The sequence below is a fragment of the Cylindrospermum stagnale PCC 7417 genome (genome assembly GCF_000317535.1).
In the GTDB taxonomy this organism is placed as follows: Bacteria; Cyanobacteriota; Cyanobacteriia; order Cyanobacteriales; family Nostocaceae; genus Cylindrospermum; species Cylindrospermum stagnale.
Window position 1 is genome coordinate 2,161,602 of record NC_019757.1, and the last position, 18,804, is coordinate 2,180,405.

The 18,804-nt window shown below is 43.8% G+C and carries 17 protein-coding genes and 1 pseudogene; 10 read left to right on the top strand and 8 right to left on the bottom strand.

The features are described from left to right. Window positions 1–8: 8 nt before the first annotated feature. Window positions 9–1,103, top strand: coding sequence for a Gfo/Idh/MocA family protein (locus tag CYLST_RS08825; protein WP_015207367.1), 1,095 nt, complete (start codon window positions 9–11; stop codon window positions 1,101–1,103). Here CYLST_RS08825 and CYLST_RS08830 read toward each other — a convergent pair. The 4 genes from CYLST_RS08830 to CYLST_RS36525 all read right to left on the bottom strand — a co-directional run bounded on the left by CYLST_RS08830 (window position 1,100) and on the right by CYLST_RS36525 (window position 2,913). Further along, window positions 1,100–1,696 carry a retropepsin-like aspartic protease family protein gene (locus tag CYLST_RS08830; RefSeq protein ID WP_015207368.1) on the bottom strand — a complete coding sequence of 199 codons (597 nt, stop codon included), beginning with the start codon at window positions 1,694–1,696 and terminating at the stop codon, window positions 1,100–1,102. The genes CYLST_RS08825 and CYLST_RS08830 overlap by 4 nt on opposite strands. Window positions 1,697–2,115: 419 nt before the next feature. Beyond that, a complete protein-coding gene (locus tag CYLST_RS36515; RefSeq protein WP_342663871.1) occupies window positions 2,116–2,289 on the bottom strand; it encodes a hypothetical protein in 174 nt (57 codons plus the stop codon). Next, entirely contained in the window at window positions 2,267–2,719 is a 453-nt protein-coding gene (locus CYLST_RS36520) for a nucleoside phosphorylase (protein WP_342663872.1), read from the bottom strand. The genes CYLST_RS36515 and CYLST_RS36520 overlap by 23 nt, the downstream gene beginning before the upstream one ends. A gap of 20 nt (window positions 2,720–2,739) precedes the next feature. Then, window positions 2,740–2,913 (bottom strand): hypothetical protein, encoded by a 174-nt coding sequence (locus CYLST_RS36525; protein WP_342663873.1) that lies wholly within the window; start codon window positions 2,911–2,913, stop codon window positions 2,740–2,742. A gap of 88 nt (window positions 2,914–3,001) precedes the next feature. Here CYLST_RS36525 and CYLST_RS08840 point away from each other — a divergent pair, with 88 nt between their 5' ends. After that, on the top strand, window positions 3,002–3,670 hold the full coding sequence (locus tag CYLST_RS08840; protein ID WP_015207369.1) for an HAD family hydrolase: 669 nt from the start codon (window positions 3,002–3,004) through the stop codon (window positions 3,668–3,670). Window positions 3,671–3,816: 146 nt separating this feature from the next. Here the strand turns inward: CYLST_RS08840 and CYLST_RS08845 are convergent, their stop codons facing one another. Further along, complete coding sequence (locus tag CYLST_RS08845; protein WP_015207370.1) at window positions 3,817–5,352, bottom strand: YifB family Mg chelatase-like AAA ATPase; 1,536 nt, start codon at window positions 5,350–5,352, stop codon at window positions 3,817–3,819. A gap of 149 nt (window positions 5,353–5,501) precedes the next feature. Between CYLST_RS08845 and CYLST_RS08850 the strand changes: the two genes are divergently transcribed. From CYLST_RS08850 to CYLST_RS32220, 3 genes are all read left to right on the top strand, one after another. Next, entirely contained in the window at window positions 5,502–6,107 is a 606-nt protein-coding gene (locus CYLST_RS08850; protein WP_015207371.1) for a Uma2 family endonuclease, read from the top strand. 81 nt (window positions 6,108–6,188) lie between these two features. Next, complete coding sequence (locus CYLST_RS32215; protein WP_051056108.1) at window positions 6,189–6,605, top strand: cell division protein ZapA; 417 nt, start codon at window positions 6,189–6,191, stop codon at window positions 6,603–6,605. 48 nt (window positions 6,606–6,653) lie between these two features. Next, complete coding sequence (locus CYLST_RS32220) at window positions 6,654–7,679, top strand: pentapeptide repeat-containing protein (protein ID WP_015207372.1); 1,026 nt, start codon at window positions 6,654–6,656, stop codon at window positions 7,677–7,679. Window positions 7,680–7,754: 75 nt separating this feature from the next. Here the strand turns inward: CYLST_RS32220 and CYLST_RS08865 are convergent, their stop codons facing one another. Continuing rightward, a complete protein-coding gene (locus CYLST_RS08865) occupies window positions 7,755–8,597 on the bottom strand; it encodes an RpnC/YadD family protein (RefSeq protein ID WP_015207373.1) in 843 nt (280 codons plus the stop codon). 152 nt (window positions 8,598–8,749) lie between these two features. Here CYLST_RS08865 and CYLST_RS08870 point away from each other — a divergent pair, with 152 nt between their 5' ends. The 5 genes and pseudogenes from CYLST_RS08870 to CYLST_RS08890 all read left to right on the top strand — a co-directional run bounded on the left by CYLST_RS08870 (window position 8,750) and on the right by CYLST_RS08890 (window position 14,330). Beyond that, window positions 8,750–9,100 (top strand): histidine triad nucleotide-binding protein, encoded by a 351-nt coding sequence (locus CYLST_RS08870; protein ID WP_015207374.1) that lies wholly within the window; start codon window positions 8,750–8,752, stop codon window positions 9,098–9,100. Between the two features lie 190 nt (window positions 9,101–9,290). Next, window positions 9,291–10,372 (top strand): annotated as a pseudogene (psbA, locus tag CYLST_RS08875) (photosystem II q(b) protein). A 206-nt stretch (window positions 10,373–10,578) separates the two neighbouring features. Next, window positions 10,579–12,759, top strand: a complete 2,181-nt coding sequence (locus tag CYLST_RS08880; protein ID WP_015207375.1) for an HAD-IIB family hydrolase — start codon at window positions 10,579–10,581, stop codon at window positions 12,757–12,759. A 528-nt stretch (window positions 12,760–13,287) separates the two neighbouring features. After that, window positions 13,288–13,851, top strand: a complete 564-nt coding sequence (gene recR / locus CYLST_RS08885; RefSeq protein ID WP_041233027.1) for a recombination mediator RecR — start codon at window positions 13,288–13,290, stop codon at window positions 13,849–13,851. 254 nt (window positions 13,852–14,105) lie between these two features. Then, window positions 14,106–14,330, top strand: coding sequence for a hypothetical protein (locus tag CYLST_RS08890; RefSeq protein WP_041233028.1), 225 nt, complete (start codon window positions 14,106–14,108; stop codon window positions 14,328–14,330). 18 nt (window positions 14,331–14,348) lie between these two features. On the opposite strand, the gene CYLST_RS08895 is transcribed toward CYLST_RS08890, so the two are convergent. Both CYLST_RS08895 and CYLST_RS08900 read right to left on the bottom strand, forming a co-directional pair. Next, complete coding sequence (locus CYLST_RS08895; RefSeq protein ID WP_015207377.1) at window positions 14,349–17,486, bottom strand: PAS domain-containing protein; 3,138 nt, start codon at window positions 17,484–17,486, stop codon at window positions 14,349–14,351. Between the two features lie 477 nt (window positions 17,487–17,963). Continuing rightward, a complete protein-coding gene (locus CYLST_RS08900; protein ID WP_015207379.1) occupies window positions 17,964–18,794 on the bottom strand; it encodes a hypothetical protein in 831 nt (276 codons plus the stop codon). Window positions 18,795–18,804 lie beyond the last annotated feature (10 nt).

Here is an 18,804-nt window from a genome sequence, read left to right on the forward strand (position 1 = left end):
GAGATATTATGATTGGAGTGGCAATTGTCGGCACCGGATTTGGTCAAAAAGTCCACATTCCCGGATTTCAAGCACATCCTCAAACCGAGGTAGTTGCCGTTTATCATCGAGATATTAATCAAGCTAGAGCCATAGCAGCAGCGCATCATATCCCCCACGCCTGCGATCGCCTTGCAGACATTGTTGCTTTGCCAGCAGTGCAAGCAGTCAGCATCTCTACACCGCCATTTCTGCATGATGAAATGGCAAAAACAGTGCTGCAAGCTGGGAAACATTTATTACTCGAAAAACCGACAACTTTAAATGCCACTGAGTCCAAAGAACTTTATCAGTTAGCTAAAAAACAAGGCGTCTTAGCCGCTGTAGACTTTGAATTTCGCTTTGTCCCAGGGTGGCAATTTTTTGCTCAACTGTTGTCAACAGATTATCTAGGTGAGTTGCGCTTAATTAAAATTGATTGGTTTGGTTCCTCTCGTGCAGATGCTTCCCGCCCTTGGAATTGGTATTCTGAGCAAGATAAGGGCGGTGGTGCATTGGGGTCTTTGGGTTCCCATGCCTTTGATTACATTCACTGGCTATTTGGCCCAGTACGCAGATTAAACGCCCATTTGAGTACTGCCATTCCAGCGAGAATTAACCCAGCTACCGGGGAATTAAAGCCAGTGGAGACAGACGACACCTGTATGTTATCGCTGGAATTGACAAATGGTACACCTTGCCAAGTTGCTATCAGTGCAGCGGTATATGCATCGAGAACCCATTGGATAGAAGTATATGGCGATCGCGGGACGTTAATTTTAGGCAGTGAAAATCAAAAAGATTATATACATGGATTTCGGGTTTGGGGGAACAAGCCTGGTAAACCCCTGACGGAAATCGAAATCCCCCAGGAGTTACTGTTTCCGCAAAATTATGCTGATGGACGAATTTCTGCATTTATCCGCGTTGTCGATCAATGGGTGCAGGGAATCGAAACTCACCAGGAAATTACACCATCCCTGCGCGAAGGAGTTTATTCCCAGTTGTTGATGGATTTATCCCATGAATCTCATAAAACAGCAAGCTGGGTAGATGTACCCAATTTGGCAGAATTTCTGGACTAGCGGCGCTGAAATTCCACCTCTTTTTCCAAAAGCTTAATATCGTAGTTACCAAAAAAATCGTGCCCCAATAATCCAATACCTGCTTTTGGGGCGATCGCAACTTTCAGATTTTTGGCGACAACAGCACCAACCGCCATCGATTTTATTTGTCCAGTGAGGAATTCGACTTTGCTGCCATCAGCAATTAGGGCTTGCATCTTACCTGTAGCCTTGACTTTGAGAGTATTTGCCATTTTGCGAGTAATCAGAGTGCCGTTAGCACCTGTATCTAAAATCATCTCAAAGCTTTGTTTGTTATTAAAGGTGACTTCAATTACAGGCGTCTTGCCAATGCGGCGTTTGATGGGAATCCGAGCAATTTCACCATTTCGGATCTTTGTAACCTTAGGAATCCGGGCAATTTCGCTATTTGGCATAGTTGTACCGCAAAGCATACCCAAACTAATAGTTTTACCAGAGGATGTCACCATGAAACATACTCCTGGGTCTTTAGCTGTGACTCGATACGACAATGATAAAAAGGTCAGCGTTGGTATGACTGCCATCAAAACTAAGTTACCGGTCATCATCCAACGCCTCAAGGCATCATTCATGTTAACTACTTCTCCGAATTGTCTTAAATAAGTTTTTTACCAGATGCCCCTGACCGAATTTTAGATTTTCGATTAAGAAGAAAAACCCTAAAAATGATCCAGCAGCCCTCGCAGTCTCAACTTTGCCAAAATCCCAAATCTACAATCCTTACATTCGATGGTTGCTGAAGCGATAAACAATTAGCGACTACTTAAGCAATCCTTTTCTAAATGCATTTAGGATTAACGTTTGATACTTTTTATACTTTTTGACTGGTCTTAAATCGTCCTCATAAAATCAGACCAAATCTAATCTAGAACATATTACCTGTAATTTAATATTAATTAATTAAAGATTAGATAAAGTGCAGATAAAAATATTTACCCGAAAATGAATCTTTACAAAATTAATCAAGTTAATAAATTCGTGATTTTGCAGATTATTCCAAATATTTTGTGGCATTTATAGCAGTAGCAATCGCATTTTGGATAGCAAGATACCTCTGAGGTAAGATGAAATTTTCTGCAATGGTGCGTTGAGCTACCACCCCACAAACAGCAGCAGCAGCAAAATTATCAACACCCGCCATTTTAAACAGCGTGCCCCATTCCATTTCGTAGTTCAAAATATTTAACCGTCGATATTCTTCGGTGATGCCACAAAGCGCCCGCCGGAGGCGATCGCATTAAATTGGGATTCGCTGAACTCTTGCGTTCCTGTTCTTCGTAAAAGGTATCTACCGACGCCGTAATCCCCAAATAATGCTCAACCTTTAATTCTCGTGCTGCTTTCACTAAGGCCACGGTGAGAAAAGGATCGGCAACGGCTGGATACTCTACAGGCTCAATATCTTGAGCCGCACCTTGACGACATAATGCCCCACTACTAATAACAATGCTACCAACTGGTACATGGGATTGAATAGATCCACAAGTCCCAATGCGAATAATTTGCTGGATGCCCACTTGTACCAACTCATTCACTACAATACGAGTGAGAAGGCGCACCCATACTACTAGTAGCAGATAAAACCCGGCGACCATTGGGTAAACATCCTACATAGCTATTGAGTCTCCGACAACAACTGCACATCCTGCAAATAAGTTTCGGCTATTAAACAGGCCCGTTGCGGATCTCCAGATAATAAAGCAATCTTCGGTGGTGCTGAACCCAGATCCTCTAGCCCAAAGCCAATGTAATAGAAGCGTTTAGCAGTCATAGATTTGTGAGCCATCATTTTAGAGAAATACTACATTTTAGAGGCAAGAATTTTCATCTCTACTGATATATTTGAATGTTGTCAAGCGTTAATTGAAGGACTTAATGTGTCGCAAGCTTTCCTAGCCGCAATTTTTGATATGGATGGTCTGCTTTTTGATACCGAAAGCATTGCAAGGTGGGCTTGGAAACAGGCCGTAGAAAGTCATGGCTACAACTTTGGCGATGATTTATACCACAAATTTGTTGGTAGAGACTTATCTTGGCGGGAAAAAATCTTTAAAAAAATATATGGAGACAGCTTCCCTTTTGAGTCTGTAACAGCCCAACGCATTAAAATTGGTGATGAGCGAGAAATACAAGCAGGTCTGCCCATAAAAGCAGGTGTTTTAGATTTACTCCAGCAACTGAGTGATTTAGAAGTAGTCATAGCATTGGCAACTGGTACATCTCGCACCAGAACCATCCGCCGTTTAATCGACGCTGGTATTTACCAATATTTCACGACAATTGTCACCAGTGCAGATGTTGCAGCAGGCAAACCCGCCCCAGATATTTTTCTGGAAGTTAGTCATAGAATCAATATTATGCCCCCGCAATGTGTGGTTTTTGAAGATTCATGTGTAGGTGTGGAAGCAGCTTTTAAAGCTGGGATGCGTACTATTATGGTTCCAGATATAGAACAGCCATCTCCGGAAATAAAAAGTTTTGCTTACCGAGTTTTGCCATCTCTAGTACAAGCGAGTGAATTATTAGAGGTGATTTACCAGCAATAACAAGTATCTCTAGTAAAAAGGCATAGGTAAAGATAACTATGTAAAAACGGATGCACATAGCTAAAACTCTCTTGTCCATCGCCTATTGCCTATTGCCTTATGACCTATTACCCCTTGCCTATTACCTATCACCTATTACCCATTACCTATTGCATTCTGTCAATTGTGCGATACTGAATCGCTTCTGCTACGTGCTGGGGTTTCAGGTCATCATCTCCCGCCAAATCTGCAATGGTTCGGGCTACTTTGAGAATGCGATCGCTTGCTCTGGCCGATAACCCTAGTTTTCTAATTGCAGCTTCTAATAAATTCCGGCTGGCATCATCTAGTTTGCACCATTTCTGGAGATGACGACTCTGGATTTGGGCATTACAACGCAGATTTGTTTCTGCTTGAAAGCGGGTAATTGCGCGATCGCGTGCTTGTTGCACTCTTTCCCTGACTGATGTTGATGCTTCTCCCGTCGGTTGTTGAGTAATTTCCTCTGGTTTTAAGCGATTTACCGCCACTTGCAGATCGATTCTATCCATCAACGGCCCAGATAACTTTGCCCAATATTGCTCACGTTGACGCGGTGAACAGGTACACGCTTGGATAGTATCGCCATAGTAACCGCAAGGACAGGGATTGGTACTCGCCACCAAAGTAAACTGAGCCGGAAACGTCACCGATTGTCTAGTCCGGGAAATCGTTACAAACCCATCTTCCAACGGTTGACGCAAAAATTCTAAGACATCTCTTTTGAATTCTGTCAACTCATCCATGAATAAAATACCAAAGTGGGATAAAGATATCTCTCCAGGACGGGGGAAACTACCGCCACCAACGAGAGAAGGCCCAGATGCTGAGTGGTGGGGACTGCGAAAAGGGCGATCGCGCACCAACGAGCCGCGATTCTTTAGCAACCCAGCCACCGAGTGAATCCGCGTCACCTCCAAAGACTCAGCAAAAGACAACGGCGGCAAAATCCCCGGTAAACGCCGCGCTAACATAGTTTTACCACTACCAGGCGGCCCGACAAAAATTAAATTATGTCCACCAGCCGCCGCAATTTCTAAAGCACGTCGTCCATGAGCCTGTCCTTTCACATCTTGCAAATCTGCCAAATGATTTAGAGACGTTCCCTGCAACTTATCTACATTGTCATCAATTTGCACAGGTTTGTAACGCCCCGGATGATTCAAAAAATTCACCACATCAGCAATATTGTTGCAACCATAAACAGCCAATCCTTCCACCACCGCAGCTTCTTGAGCATTATCCATCGGCACAACTAACCCAGCAATTCCCATCTTTTGAGCCGTTGCAGCGATAGGAAGCACACCAGCAACAGGACGTAAACTCCCATCAAGGGAAACTTCACCCAAGAATAAATAATCCCCCAACAAATCAGCGCTAACTTGCTCAGAAGCCGCTAAAATTCCCACACTAATCGGCAAATCAAAAGCCGGCCCTTCCTTCCGTAAATCTGCCGGAGTTAAGTTAATCACAATCTTGCGAATCGGAAAAGCAAAACCCGCATTCTTCAGCGTTGCTTTTACCCTCTCCTTTGATTCCTGAACCGCTGAATCTGGCAAACCTAAAATCACAATTCCCGGTAAACCCCCAGAAACATCGACTTCTACCCCTACCTTAACGGCATCGATGCCAACAATTGATGCACTCCAGACTCTAGCCAGCATTGCTTAAATATATACAGGGAACCTTTAAAATCTCTAGCAGATGGCTAGGTACATTTGCATGAGTGAAATCACGCAATAAGACTGTTAATAATCAGAAAATAAGGAAAACATCAAGCTAAAATAATAGCAGCTAAAGATGTAGGTGACTTATGGTTCAAGCATTAACAAAACCATTAACCTTTGAAGAATTCCTCGTCCAATATGGTAACAACCCCCGCTATGAACTTGCAGACGGAGAATTGATTGACATGGAACCAACTGGCCCCCATGAAACCGTCGGTGGTAAACTGGCAACCCAACTAGGTATTGCCATTACTACCGCCCAACTCCCCTGGTTTATTCCTCGCACCTGTCTTATCCGTCCTTTCCCAGAGACAGCCACAGCCCGCCGTCCTGATATTATAGTATTAGATGAAACGGTGCTTCACCATGAACCTTTTTGGGAACATGAACCAGTCATTGCTTTAGGACAATCAATTAAATTAGTAGTTGAAGTGGTCAGCACCAACTGGGAAACTGATTATGCCCGTAAAGTTGAAGAATACGCCTTGTTAGGAATTTCCGAATATTGGATTGTCGATTATCGGGGACTGGGTGGCGTTGTTTTTATTGGTAAACCAAAACAACCCACATTTACAGTTTGTCAACTAATTGGAGAAGACTACAGCCAACAACAATATCGTCTAGGCGAATTTATTAAATCTCCTCTTTTACCCTCGCTTCAACTGCGTCTCGATGATGTTCTGCCGCGATAAATGTCAAGTTATTCCGGAGCCTTCGGTTAGTGGAATGTTGATTGTAGTGGTAGCATGAGCTAGGCAGAACAAGTAAATACTATGAATAATATGCAAGATAACGAAAACCAGCCAAGCACAAACAGTAAAACTTCTAGTTTTGACCTCAAAGGCGCTTACATTACTGGTGGTGTGATAAGTGCTGAAACAGTGACAGCACATCAAATAGGCGGCAATATCACCATCACACCTGAGCAAAAACAAAATCTAGCAGAAGCAGCAGCAGAGATTCAACAACTCCTCAATCAATTAGAGCAGACTTACCCAACCACCACAACATCAGAGCAATTGATAGTAGCAGCAGAAGCCATCAAGCACATTGAAGGTAATCCAAATCTAAAAAAACGAGCAATCAGAGCAATTACAGAAGGTGGTTTAGCTGCCTTTGAAAAAGCTATTGATAACCCTGCTGGTGCTTTTATTGTTGGTGCTATTAAAGGTTGGCAAGAAGCTGAATAAATTGTTGTATTGGTATTCTTCTAATTATTATGTTGAGGTTTTTCTTAAATGGCGAATCAGGAACACTTCCGAATACTTATTCGAGGGGTAGAATTTTGGAATGAGTGGAGGGAAGAAAATCCTGAAATAGAACCAGACCTGAGTGAGGCTGACCTGAGAGAAGCTGATCTGAGAGGGGCTGACCTCAGTGGGGCTGCCCTCAGTGGGGTTTACTTGAGAGGGGCTGACCTAAGTAGGACTAACCTCAGAGGGGCTTACCTGATAGAGGCTGACCTAACTAGGGCTGACCTCCGTGGGGTTAACCTCAGTGAGGCTTACCTCAGAGCGGCTTACCTCAGTGGGGTTGACCTGAGAGGGGCTGACTTGAGAGGGGCTGACTTGAGAGGGGCTGACCTGATAGAGGCTGACCTGAGTAGGGCTAACCTCAGTGGGGCTGACTTCACAAGAATTCAAGCTCTAGAAACAAATTTTACCCGTGCGACCCTTACAGGAGCTTGTATAGAAGACTGGCACACTAACAGCAATACAGAATTAGATAATGTAATTTGTGAATACATTTATCTTCGAGAAAATCAACAAGAACGCCGTCCTAGTAGCGGTAAATTTGCACCAGGAGAATTCACCAAACTTTTTCAAAAATCTTTAGAAACCATTGATTTAATTTTCCGTAATGGTATAGACTGGGATGCTTTCGCCTACTCCTTTAAGAAAATAGAAATTGAAAATCAAGGCGCTCAATTAGATGTTAATATCATTGAAAAGAAAGGCGATGGAGTTATTGTAGTTAGAATTAATGCTTCACCTGATGCTGACAAGACAAAGATTCATGGTGATTTCATGCAAGGCTATGAATTTGCACATAAAGCATTAGAGGCACAATATCAAGCCAGAATTGAGGATAAAGATAAATTTATTAATCAGCTATTTTCTACAATTAATCAACAAAATAAACAACTAGCAGAAAATTCAGGAAAACTTTCTATCTATTATCAACCCAATTCCCAATTTGCAGGGGGAATTGTGGATGCTCAAACGGTCAACGTTAAACAGATAGGCGGCGAGATTCAGAATTAGGTAAAATCAATGTCAAATTCAGATACCTTTGCCCCAATACTGCTAACAATAAATTAACTACTCAACGATTAACTCTTACAAGTTTTCCATTACAAGTCTTAATTCCTCTAGAGTTTCAACTGTGAGAATTGAGCGTTGTATTGTTTTTAGTGTTTCAAGATCGGATATTTCAGAAATTGTAGGCATGAACTTTAATCCTTCATTGCCAAATTTAACTTCTAAAGATAGCTCAATACTTGAGAGTCTTTCCTCTTTTTTACCCCTTTGCAGTATTTCTTCATACCAAGGTGATTCGCGTAAAACTGTCATATCCCACCTCATAATTTCCTGAACTAAGGCGCTATCTAGTACAAAGGTCGCAAAAAATGCCAGAACCGTTTCTAATTGGCTTAATTGTTCATCAGCTTGCAATAAACGCAATGCTTCCCGAATTGTGGATTCATTTTCACCACCTTTGAGAATCGGCACAAAAGGAAGTAGAGACGGTAAAGGTTGCTCTAAGGCAATTCTAACATCTACTTCCCAGAGGTTAATCACTCGGTAATCTTGACGAACTTGTAACCCAGCAAGATTAGACTCATATCGCGTCGGTATTTCTGCTTCACCTGTTTTCAGAATGTTAATTAGTACAGGATACGTTGGTAATTTATACTTTTCCTCAGCCAATCCTGAATATGCACGCATTCGTCGTGGCATTTCTGGTTTATAGCGCAATTGCAATTCATTGAGAACCAGAAACTTTCCGTACTCTTGACTTTCCACGCGGATGAGTACATCACTTTCTCGACTAATCCACTGGAATTCTGAGTTGAGAATTTCCCCTGCAACCACATCAGGTATTTGCGTCACCCATTTTACCCAGTTGTCCGGTGCGAGGCTAATTAAGCGTTTGGTGCTGACATCGGCAGGTTTCGTCATTGAGGTTTAGACGCATTCACTACATAACAGCTTAACTTTTTCCCTACGAAAAAGCGATCGCACCCCAATTATGAGAGTACACCATGCGATCGCTAGAAGCGATGGGCTACGCCATCGCCTAAAATCTTTAGCATATACATAGGCAACCTAGCATGAGTGCAAGCATAGATACGATTTTCAGCAAAATCATTCGTCGGGAAATTCCCGCAGATATTGTTTATGAGGATGATTTAGCCTTGGCGTTTAAAGATGTCAACCCCCAAGCACCAGTTCACATCCTCGTCATTCCCAAAAAACCCATTCCCCAACTAGCTGAAGCCGAATCTCAAGATCATGCTCTATTGGGGCATCTTTTATTAACAGCCAAGCGTGTTGCCGAACAAGCTGGACTAAAAAACGGTTATCGCCTAGTCATTAATACAGGTGCTGACGGTGGTCAAACTGTTTACCACTTACATCTACATATCCTGGGAGGACGGCATCTAGCCTGGCCTCCTGGTTGAGCAAATCAACAGTGACGTACAAAAACTAGCCTTCTGTGCGTCACATCCATAACATATTAGTAAAACTCATAATTGCTATAATTAAATCTGTATTAAGATATATTTACAAATCTCAGTTAAGCCGTTATGGTTGTATACAGATAGGCAAAACCACCTATCAACATTCATAAAACAAAGCACTCATAAAAAAATGACCACAACCTTACAACAGCGCTCCAGCGCCAACGTATGGGATCGCTTTTGCGAGTGGATCACCAGCACCGAAAACCGGATTTATATCGGTTGGTTCGGCGTGTTGATGATTCCTACCCTACTAGCTGCAACCACCTGCTTCATCATCGCCTTCATCGCTGCGCCTCCCGTTGACATCGACGGTATCCGTGAGCCAGTAGCAGGTTCCTTGATTTACGGAAACAACATCATTTCCGGTGCGGTTGTTCCTTCCTCCAACGCTATCGGTTTACACTTCTACCCAATCTGGGAAGCAGCTTCCTTAGATGAGTGGTTGTACAACGGCGGTCCTTACCAACTGGTAATTTTCCACTTCTTGATCGGATGCGCTTGCTACCTCGGTCGTCAGTGGGAACTATCTTACCGCTTGGGATGCGTCCTTGGATCTGCGTAGCTTACTCTGCACCTTTGGCATCTGCTACAGCAGTATTCTTGATCTACCCAATTGGTCAAGGTTCATTCTCCGACGGTATGCCTTTGGGGATCTCTGGAACATTCAACTTCATGATTGTGTTCCAAGCTGAACATAACATCTTGATGCACCCCTTCCACATGTTAGGTGTAGCTGGTGTATTCGGTGGAAGCTTATTCTCAGCAATGCACGGTTCACTCGTAACTTCTTCCTTAGTTCGGGAAACAACCGAAACCGAATCCTTGAACTACGGTTACAAGTTCGGACAAGAAGAAGAAACCTACAACATCGTTGCAGCCCACGGCTACTTCGGTCGCTTAATCTTCCAATACGCATCATTCAACAACAGCCGTCAACTACACTTCTTGTTGGCAGCATGGCCTGTAATCGGCATCTGGTTCACCGCTTTGGGTGTGAGCACCATGGCTTTCAACTTGAACGGTTTCAACTTCAACCAATCAATCATTGATTCTCAAGGTCGCGTCATCGGTACATGGGCTGACGTCATCAACCGCGCTAACCTGGGTATGGAAGTGATGCACGAGCGTAACGCTCACAACTTCCCTCTAGACTTGGCTGCTGCTGATGTTGCTCCCGTAGCTCTGACTGCGCCTGCAATCAACGGTTAATCTGAAGCTCTAGCTGAATAAAAAACGCTCTCCTAAATTGGAGGGCGTTTTTTGTTTTTGAGTCTCAGATGCTTGCTAAGGTGTATTAGAGAGCATAACTGTTCCATTCCATCTGTATAGATATCTAGCCTGTAACAGTCACGATCCATTTGGTATAAAAAGGTTAGATATAGCCTGTTATACGGTCAATTATGAAGGAAGACACGATGTCACACAGTCCAGGGTTGTACATTCTACTGGTCAGTGTTCATGGCTTAATTCGGGGACATAATCTGGAGTTAGGACGAGATGCTGATACAGGTGGACAAACAAAATATGTAGTTGAACTTGCCTCTACATTAGCCAAAAACCCACAAGTAGAAAGAGTTGACCTAGTCACTCGCTTGGTGAACGACCCAAAAGTGAGCCAAGACTACGCTCAACCAGTAGAGATTCTCTCAGATAAAGCCCAAATAATTCGCCTGTCCTGTGGCCCACGCCGCTACCTCCGCAAAGAAGTTCTCTGGCCGCATTTAGATACCTTTGCCGATGAATTGCTAAGACACATTCGCAAAGTGGGAAAAATACCAAATGTTATTCACACGCACTATGCGGACGCTGGCTATGTAGGCTGTCGAGTAGCTGGCTGGTTAGGAACTCCCCTTGTGCATACTGGTCACTCCCTCGGACGTATTAAGCAGCAACGATTACTAGAACAGGGAACTAAACTGGATGTCATTGAAGATCACTTTCACATTACTACGCGAATTGAAGCTGAAGAAACTACACTTGGCAGTGCAGCATTAGTCGTAGCGAGTACTCATCAAGAAGTTGAGGAGCAGTATAGCGTTTACGATCGCTATCAACCCGAACGAATGGTGGTGATTCCCCCTGGTGTGACGCTGGAGCGGTTCTACCCAGCAGCCGATGATTGGCAGAACCCACCGATTCAAAAGGAATTGCAGCGGTTTCTCAAAGATCCTCAAAAGCCAATGATCATGGCGATCTCCCGTCCGGCTATGCGTAAAAATGTGCGTAATTTGATCAAGGCTTATGGCGAAGATCCGGAACTGCGTCACCTGGCAAACCTAGTGCTTGTATTGGGAAAACGAGAGGATATCTTGGCGATGGAATCGGGACCACGCCAGGTGTTTATGGAAATTTTGCAATTAATTGATCGCTACGACCTTTATGGTTATATTGCTTATCCCAAACACCACAATGCTGATGATGTGCCCGATTTATATCGGCTGACAGCTAAAACACAAGGAGTCTTCATCAATCCAGCATTAACAGAGCCATTTGGACTGACCCTGATTGAAGCGGCGGCATCTGGTGTACCAATTATTGCTACTGCTGACGGCGGACCAAGGGATATTGTGGCAGCTTGCCAGAATGGTCTGCTGATTGATCCTCTTAATATTAAAGATATCCAAGATGCACTGCGAACAACTCTGACAAATGCTGAACAATGGCAATCCTGGTCTATTAACGGACTGAGTAATGTCCGACAAAAGTTCTCCTGGGATAGTCATGTAGAGCAATATTTGCAGAAATTACGCCAATTTCCACAACGACGAATTCAATCTCTGCTCAGTCCTCTTCGCGAATCTCCAGCAGCCGAGCATCCGGACTGGAATGTGCATGATACAAACCGCCTACCAACTGCTGACCGTTTCCTTGTTTGCGAAATTGATAACACACTATTGGGCGACCAGGAAGCTTTAAAACAGTTGATTCAGCGAATCCGTAACGAGGGACATACAACTGGAGTGGGTATTGCAACCGGCCGCAGTCTCGAAAGTACTTTGAGTATGTTGGAGGAATGGCGGTTCCCAATGCCGGATTTGCTAATCACCTCAGCAGGCAGTGAAATATACTACGGACCTCAGATAGTGACGGACACGAGTTGGCAAAGACACATTGGCTCTCATTGGCAATCGGAGGCAATTCATCAAGCCATGAAGCAGATCCCTGGTGTGGAATTGCAGCCACCAGAGACTCAAGGCAAGTTGAAGATCAGCTACTTTGTTGATGAAGCCAAATCGCCTAGCTTCTTGGAAATAATCCGCCATCTGCGTCAGCTTCAGCTTCCTGTCAGAGGAATTTACAGTCATAATATGTATCTTGACTTGGTGCCTCTCCGGGCTTCTAAAGGAGATGCTATTCGTTATGTTGCTTTGAAATGGGGATTACCTGTTAAACGGTTCTTGGTGGCTGGAGCTTCAGGTAATGATGAATCTATGCTGGGTGGAAACACGCTGGCAGTTGTGGTTGGAAATTACAGTCAAGAAATCGAGAAGCTACGGGGCTATCCACAGATTTATTTTGCTCAAGGGCATTATGCTTGGGGCATTTTGGAAGCACTAGATCACTACGATTTTTTCGGTAATTTATTTCAAACGTAGTCGGGAAATCCAGCCAAGTTATTAAACTATCGAGATTTAATTCGATGTAAGACACGGTAAGGGCACAGCATTACTGTGTCCCTACTTAAAATTTTAGCTTGCAGCATAGTTATTCACTTGTAGTTAGTGAAAGTAACTCACCATCATAGATATTTGACATTGTTGATAATATTTGCACTTATTATAATTATTTTTTTATGGAAATCATCACTTGTGTACACTATGAAACTCTAGATAAATCGATGATAAATGATTATATTTTCTGACTCATCTTCTGGATCTGCCAGCCATATTTGATCAATAATAGCTGGAATAGTTGCATTATTTTTATGTTGCAATAATGACTAGGGCACAAAGATCTGAGAACATCGAACTGTGGCAGGTAGGGTGTGTCTCTGTCTGCTTGGCTTTTGATAAACTAACCCACCACTCCAAAACATGCCAAAAATGGCATCATAGTAAAGGTGAGAACACACTGGAGACAAAGCCACGGTTTACGCACGCCCTTTAGCACGGTTAATTGAGCAACTGCAACGCCTACCGGGAGTCGGCCCCAAATCTGCCCAGCGGCTGGCTTTGCATATTTTGAAGCGTCCAGAAACAGAAGTAGAGGCTTTGGCGCAAGCGATAATTGACGCAAAAAAACAGATGGGTTTTTGTACTGTCTGCTTTAACCTATCGGCTGACCCAATTTGTGAAATCTGCCGTCATCCCCAGCGGGATAACAAAATTATCTGTGTGGTAGAAGATTCCCGTGATTTGATTGCGCTGGAGAAAACCCGCGAGTATAAAGGCAAGTATCACGTTTTGGGTGGGGTAATTTCCCCGATGGATGGTATTGGCCCGGAACAATTGAACATTCAGCCTTTGGTGCGGCGGGTAAGTCAGCAAAAACCTGAAGAAGTGATTTTGGCAATTAGTCCGAGTGTAGAAGGGGAAACGACAACGTTATATGTCGGTCAGCTACTGAAACCGTTTACCAAGGTAACGCGGATTGCTTTTGGTTTACCTGTGGGTGGAGATTTAGAATATGCCGATGAGGTGACTTTGGCTAGAGCCTTGGAAGGACGCCGGGAGTTAGATTATTTTTAAGTCATTGACTATGTCCTTTCTCTATGGGGTGCAATATGCGGTAGGGGCAGAGCGTTGTTGCTGTACCCCTACAAATTGGGTGTATTGCTCTCAACTGAAAATAGCTATAGATTCGGTTTGAGTTATTAACTCATTACCTTCTCAACTATCTACTGTTGAGCCGATTGAGATTTCAGCCTTCTGGTAGTTTATGCCTGATAACCACCGAGTTTAAGCTGATGGTGTGTTTACTCTACCAATGTGAAGTGAAAGTTATGCCTAGCGGTCATGCAAGCCATAAAGGCACTGGCGATAAACCTAACACTAATACTGAAGGTCGGATGGATACTGCTGCTGACAAATCTGTAAATCCTGAGGATCAGCTATTAGAAGGCGCTACTACCAATACGACCAGAACCCAAGAATTTATTGATTATCCTCCTGCAACCCAACGCCCAAAAGAGGAAGCAAAAACAGGGGAAGAAGGCAAATCAGAGTAGAAAAATTTTTCAGTTCCGCTAATGCTTTAGCAAATCAACAATCGAGGTTAGTAATTTAGTTGCTTCCACTGGCTTGGCAATGTGTTTTTGGAAACCTGCTGCTAAGACTTGCTGTTGAATACTCTCTCCTGTGTAGGCGGTAAGGGCGATCGCCGGAATTTCTCCACCTTTTTCGGGCGGCATAGCTCTAATCAGGCGAATTAGGCTGTATCCGTCCATTTTTGGCATTGCTAAATCACTGATTAAAATATCAGGTTGGGACTGAGCTAATGCTCCTAAGGCTTCAGTTGCTGATGTTGCCAAAATTGCGATCGCTCCATAGGGTTCAAGCAATAAGCTGACAAACTCCAGGGTGTCAGCTTCATCATCAACAATCAGTAACCGTACTCCACCCAAGAGTGAGGAGTTAAACTGCTCGGATTCTGCCCCCAATCCCTTCTCCTCCTCGATTTCTTCCTTCCTCATCAGAGGTAATCTCACAGTAAACGTTGCTCCCTGTCCTTCTCCCAGACTATTTACTGCCACAGTACCGTTATGCAACTCTACTAAATGGCGAACTATTGATAATCCCAACCCCAATCCACCAAACTTTCTGGTTGTGCTGCTATCTGCTTGCCGGAAGGATTCAAATACATAAGGCAAAAATTCGGGGGAGATGCCAATACCAGCGTCTGTGACTGTGATTTGAGCATAGCTTGGCAATGAATCTTCTTCGCTCACCACTGACAGTCCAACTTCTATGCAGCTATCTGAGAAAGCAAACTTAATCGCATTTGAGAGTAAATTACCTACCACTTGCTGCAAGCGATAGAAATCCCCCACCACTTGACCGACATTAGAATCAAGCTGCTTGTGAATTTGGATGGATTTAGCTTCGGCGGTTAATTGCACTGTTTCCCATGCAGCATCAATTACAGATACCAAATTAACGGGAGTAAAAATCAGACTTAGCTTACCGCGAATAATCCGGGACACATCCAGCAAATCATCAATCAGTTGAATCTGCAACTTAGCGTTACGTTCAATAGTCTCCAAGCCACGAATTGTCGCTGCTTCATCAAACTTGCGGGTTTTGAGCAGCGTTGACCAACCTAAAATTGGATTTAGGGGCGATCGCAATTCGTGGGAGAGAATAGCCAGAAACTCATCTTTGAGGCGATTAGCCTGTTGGAGTTCCTCTGCTTGTTGCCTGAGTGTCTTCTCTAATTGCTTCATTTGAGTCAGATCCAGAATAAAGCAGACCCAAGATATTGGTTCTCGCTGCACCAAAGCACCGCCAATGAGTATGGGAATCAGGGAACCATCCTTGCGGATGTATTCCTTTTCATAGGGAGTACATACCCCAAAACTCAACAGATCCTCTAGCCCCCGCTGATCGAGACCGGCGTATTCTGGTGGAGTAATTTGTTGTCTGTATATCTCACCTGCCACTAACTCCTCGCGAGTATAGCCCACCATGTCGAGAAAAGCGTCATTAGCCTCAGTAATTTGGTCAGGAGTGGCAAAAATAATGCCAATGATATTGGCATCGACTAAGCACCTTAATTGCATTTCGCGCTGACGCAAATCTTCTTCTGCCCGTTTACGCTGGGTAATATCCTGGGTAGTACCCATCATTTTTACTAACTTACCCTCGGCATCGTCAAAGATGCGACCTCTGGCAGCAATCCAATGAATGCTACCATCAGGCCAAATATTGCGGTATTCAATGTTATATTCGGCTTTTTCCTGAATAGCGTGCATAGCCGCTTCGTAGGTGAGTTGGCGGTCTTCTGGATGCAGACAACTGAGGAAAAATTCATAGCTAATTTCGGTATCTGGGTCTAGTCCAAACAGATCCTTACACTTTTGTGTAAAAACTAACTCGTCGGTAGTGAGATTCCAAAACCACATACCCAATTCAGCCGCTGTGGTTGCCAGCCGAATCCGCTCTTCACTCTCTCTTAGGTCGGCTTCAGCTTGCTTGCGATCGTGCAACGCGGCTTGCCGTTCGCTAATATCATGACTACTACCGACTACCCTGACTATCCGACCATCGCCATCCCGCACTGCAAAGCCCCGATCTTCTACCCACACATACCTGCCATCTTTGTGAAGCACTCGGTATTCAACACTATAACGATTTCCTGCCACCATACTAGCCATGAACTGGTCTTCAAGCTTTTGAAGATCATCAGGATGAACGCGCTCCTGCCACCATTGATAAGTAGGCTCAGATTCTGCTAGCGTATAGCCACAAACCTCGGTTAGTCCCTGAGTTCTTTCTACAGTATTGTCGTGTACATTCCAGTCGTAAATCAGGCAATTAACTGCTGCCGCTGCTAGTTCAAACCTTTCATTACTCTGCCGCAGAGCAACTTCTGTGCCTCGGCGTTCTGTAATATCAAAAACAATGCCCAGAATCTGTTGCGGTAGTCCATCAGCTGTTCTACGAAATACAGTTTCATAGCTACAGAACCAGCGCCACTCACCATTGGCGTGTTGAATTCGGTACTCCAAGGTCAGAACTTCGCCACTACCAGATCTTTTAAATTGTTCAAAATGGCTAGGTAGTCGAACTAGGTCATCAGGGTGCATCAGTTGGTTAAACAACTCAATTCCCATTGCCTTAATCTGTTCTGGGGTGTAGCCCCAAAGTTGAGCAATTTTGTGATTAACGTAAAAATTTTCCTGCCCAACTAAGTCATAGAGATACAGCGTACCTGGTATAGTGTCAGCAATTTGTTGAATTAAGTACGGACTCTGCCGCAGTGCTACTTCCCAAGCTTCTTCATCTTCAGCACTGTTGTACCTTTGGTTAACCTGCTGGCACTTAGTTTTGGTGATGTCAGTGAAACTTGTGATGACAGTTTCAGGCGTGGTTCCTCCTGGCGTCTGTAGAGGTTGTGAGTTGATCACTAGCCAGACTAGCTCCCCATTGGGCTTATAGATGCCACCCACAACATTCACACAAGGCTTACCTGTTCTGAATGCAATCATAGCTGGATGAGTTTCACTAGAAAAAGGAAAACCGGTTTCATCAATGAGTTGCCAGGGAGAAGCAAGCACAGATTGTCCCAGAATTCTCTCAGCAGCAGCATTATAAGCTTGAATTCTGCCATCAGCCAGTTGCAGCACTATTCCCTCTTCTTGACTGGTGCCTGACAAGTAATTCATGTGTGGATTCACTTGCCGGTGCAGTGATAAATTTTGGTTAGGCAGATGATTGTGGGTCTTTTCCGCATCTGGAATTCTACAAAGAAAGAATAAATTTAACCTGAATGTGCTCGCCAAATTATTATAAATGTTTCACAGCTAATTCTTCCACTCTCAATCCCGTTTATCCCTTGAGTATCCCAAAACTAAGAACATAACTTTTCTACAGATTCTGTTGAGTGGTGGGTTCCCAGAATCATTTACAATAGCTTTCAGGTGAATGGAATACAGACTTTTATATTCAAACCTTTGTAGAGACTTTGCCTGCAAGGTCTCTACCCTGCTCTACTTTCTCGTAGCTTGAGCAATATCAACTACCCACCCTTCAAAGAAATAGGGGTCAGTTTCTACAACCACCCCAGTAGCGTTAAATTTATGACGCTTTATTTGCCCCACCTGCTTCATCCGAACCGCCTGTTTAGGAGTATTTAAAATCCATTAACGCCATTTTTCACTCCAAGCGCCTGTAACATTAAAACCACCGGCAACAGGAGTTAATTTCAAGGAACCATAGCCAAATGTGTTGCAAATTGGGCCAAAACCAGCAGCGCAAATATCACTACCACCGTAACCATTAAAGGCACGAGTTCCTATGTGGGAATAGGTTGAACCACCCCAGTTACCGTTACCAAACCAAGTGGTATTCTGAGGACCGACACGGAGAACACAACGTAAGCCATAGCCTTGGCGACTGCCTGTCAGGTCAGAAACTTTGTATTGATCAAAATATCCACCACAAGTCTGTGGTCTGGGCAAAGGATTGTAATTGGTAGCTTTAACTAATTGCCATTCTTCGTTCCAAGCGCCAGTGACACGAATAGTTGATGAATTCAGGATTTCTACCCGGAGATTTCCCGGAAAATTGTTGTTGATGTTTTCGCCATTTCCATGAATATCGGAGGCGAAACCAACAAGATTAGAACCTCTGTATATAGCCTGGCCTATGTGGCGATAAGTTGCACCACCCCAATTGCCTTCACCATACCATGCTAGTCGAGGAATGGTAGTTCCTGGTTTACCTTCACTAAATTTAACGCAGCGAATCCCCAATCCAGCACGCTTATCTAGGGGTTTAACAATGTAGGTACGAACATGAGTTCCACAACTAAAGCTTGGTGCTTGAACTAGTTGCAAATTTTGGAATTTTGGGACTTGGGCAAAAACACTAGTGGCAGCAGTTAGGGTAAGCATACTACCAATTGCCAGAGATTTGATTGTTAGGCGAAACATAATAATCTTTCTATGTAGTAAAGTTTGTGGAGGCGTCATAAATGCCTTC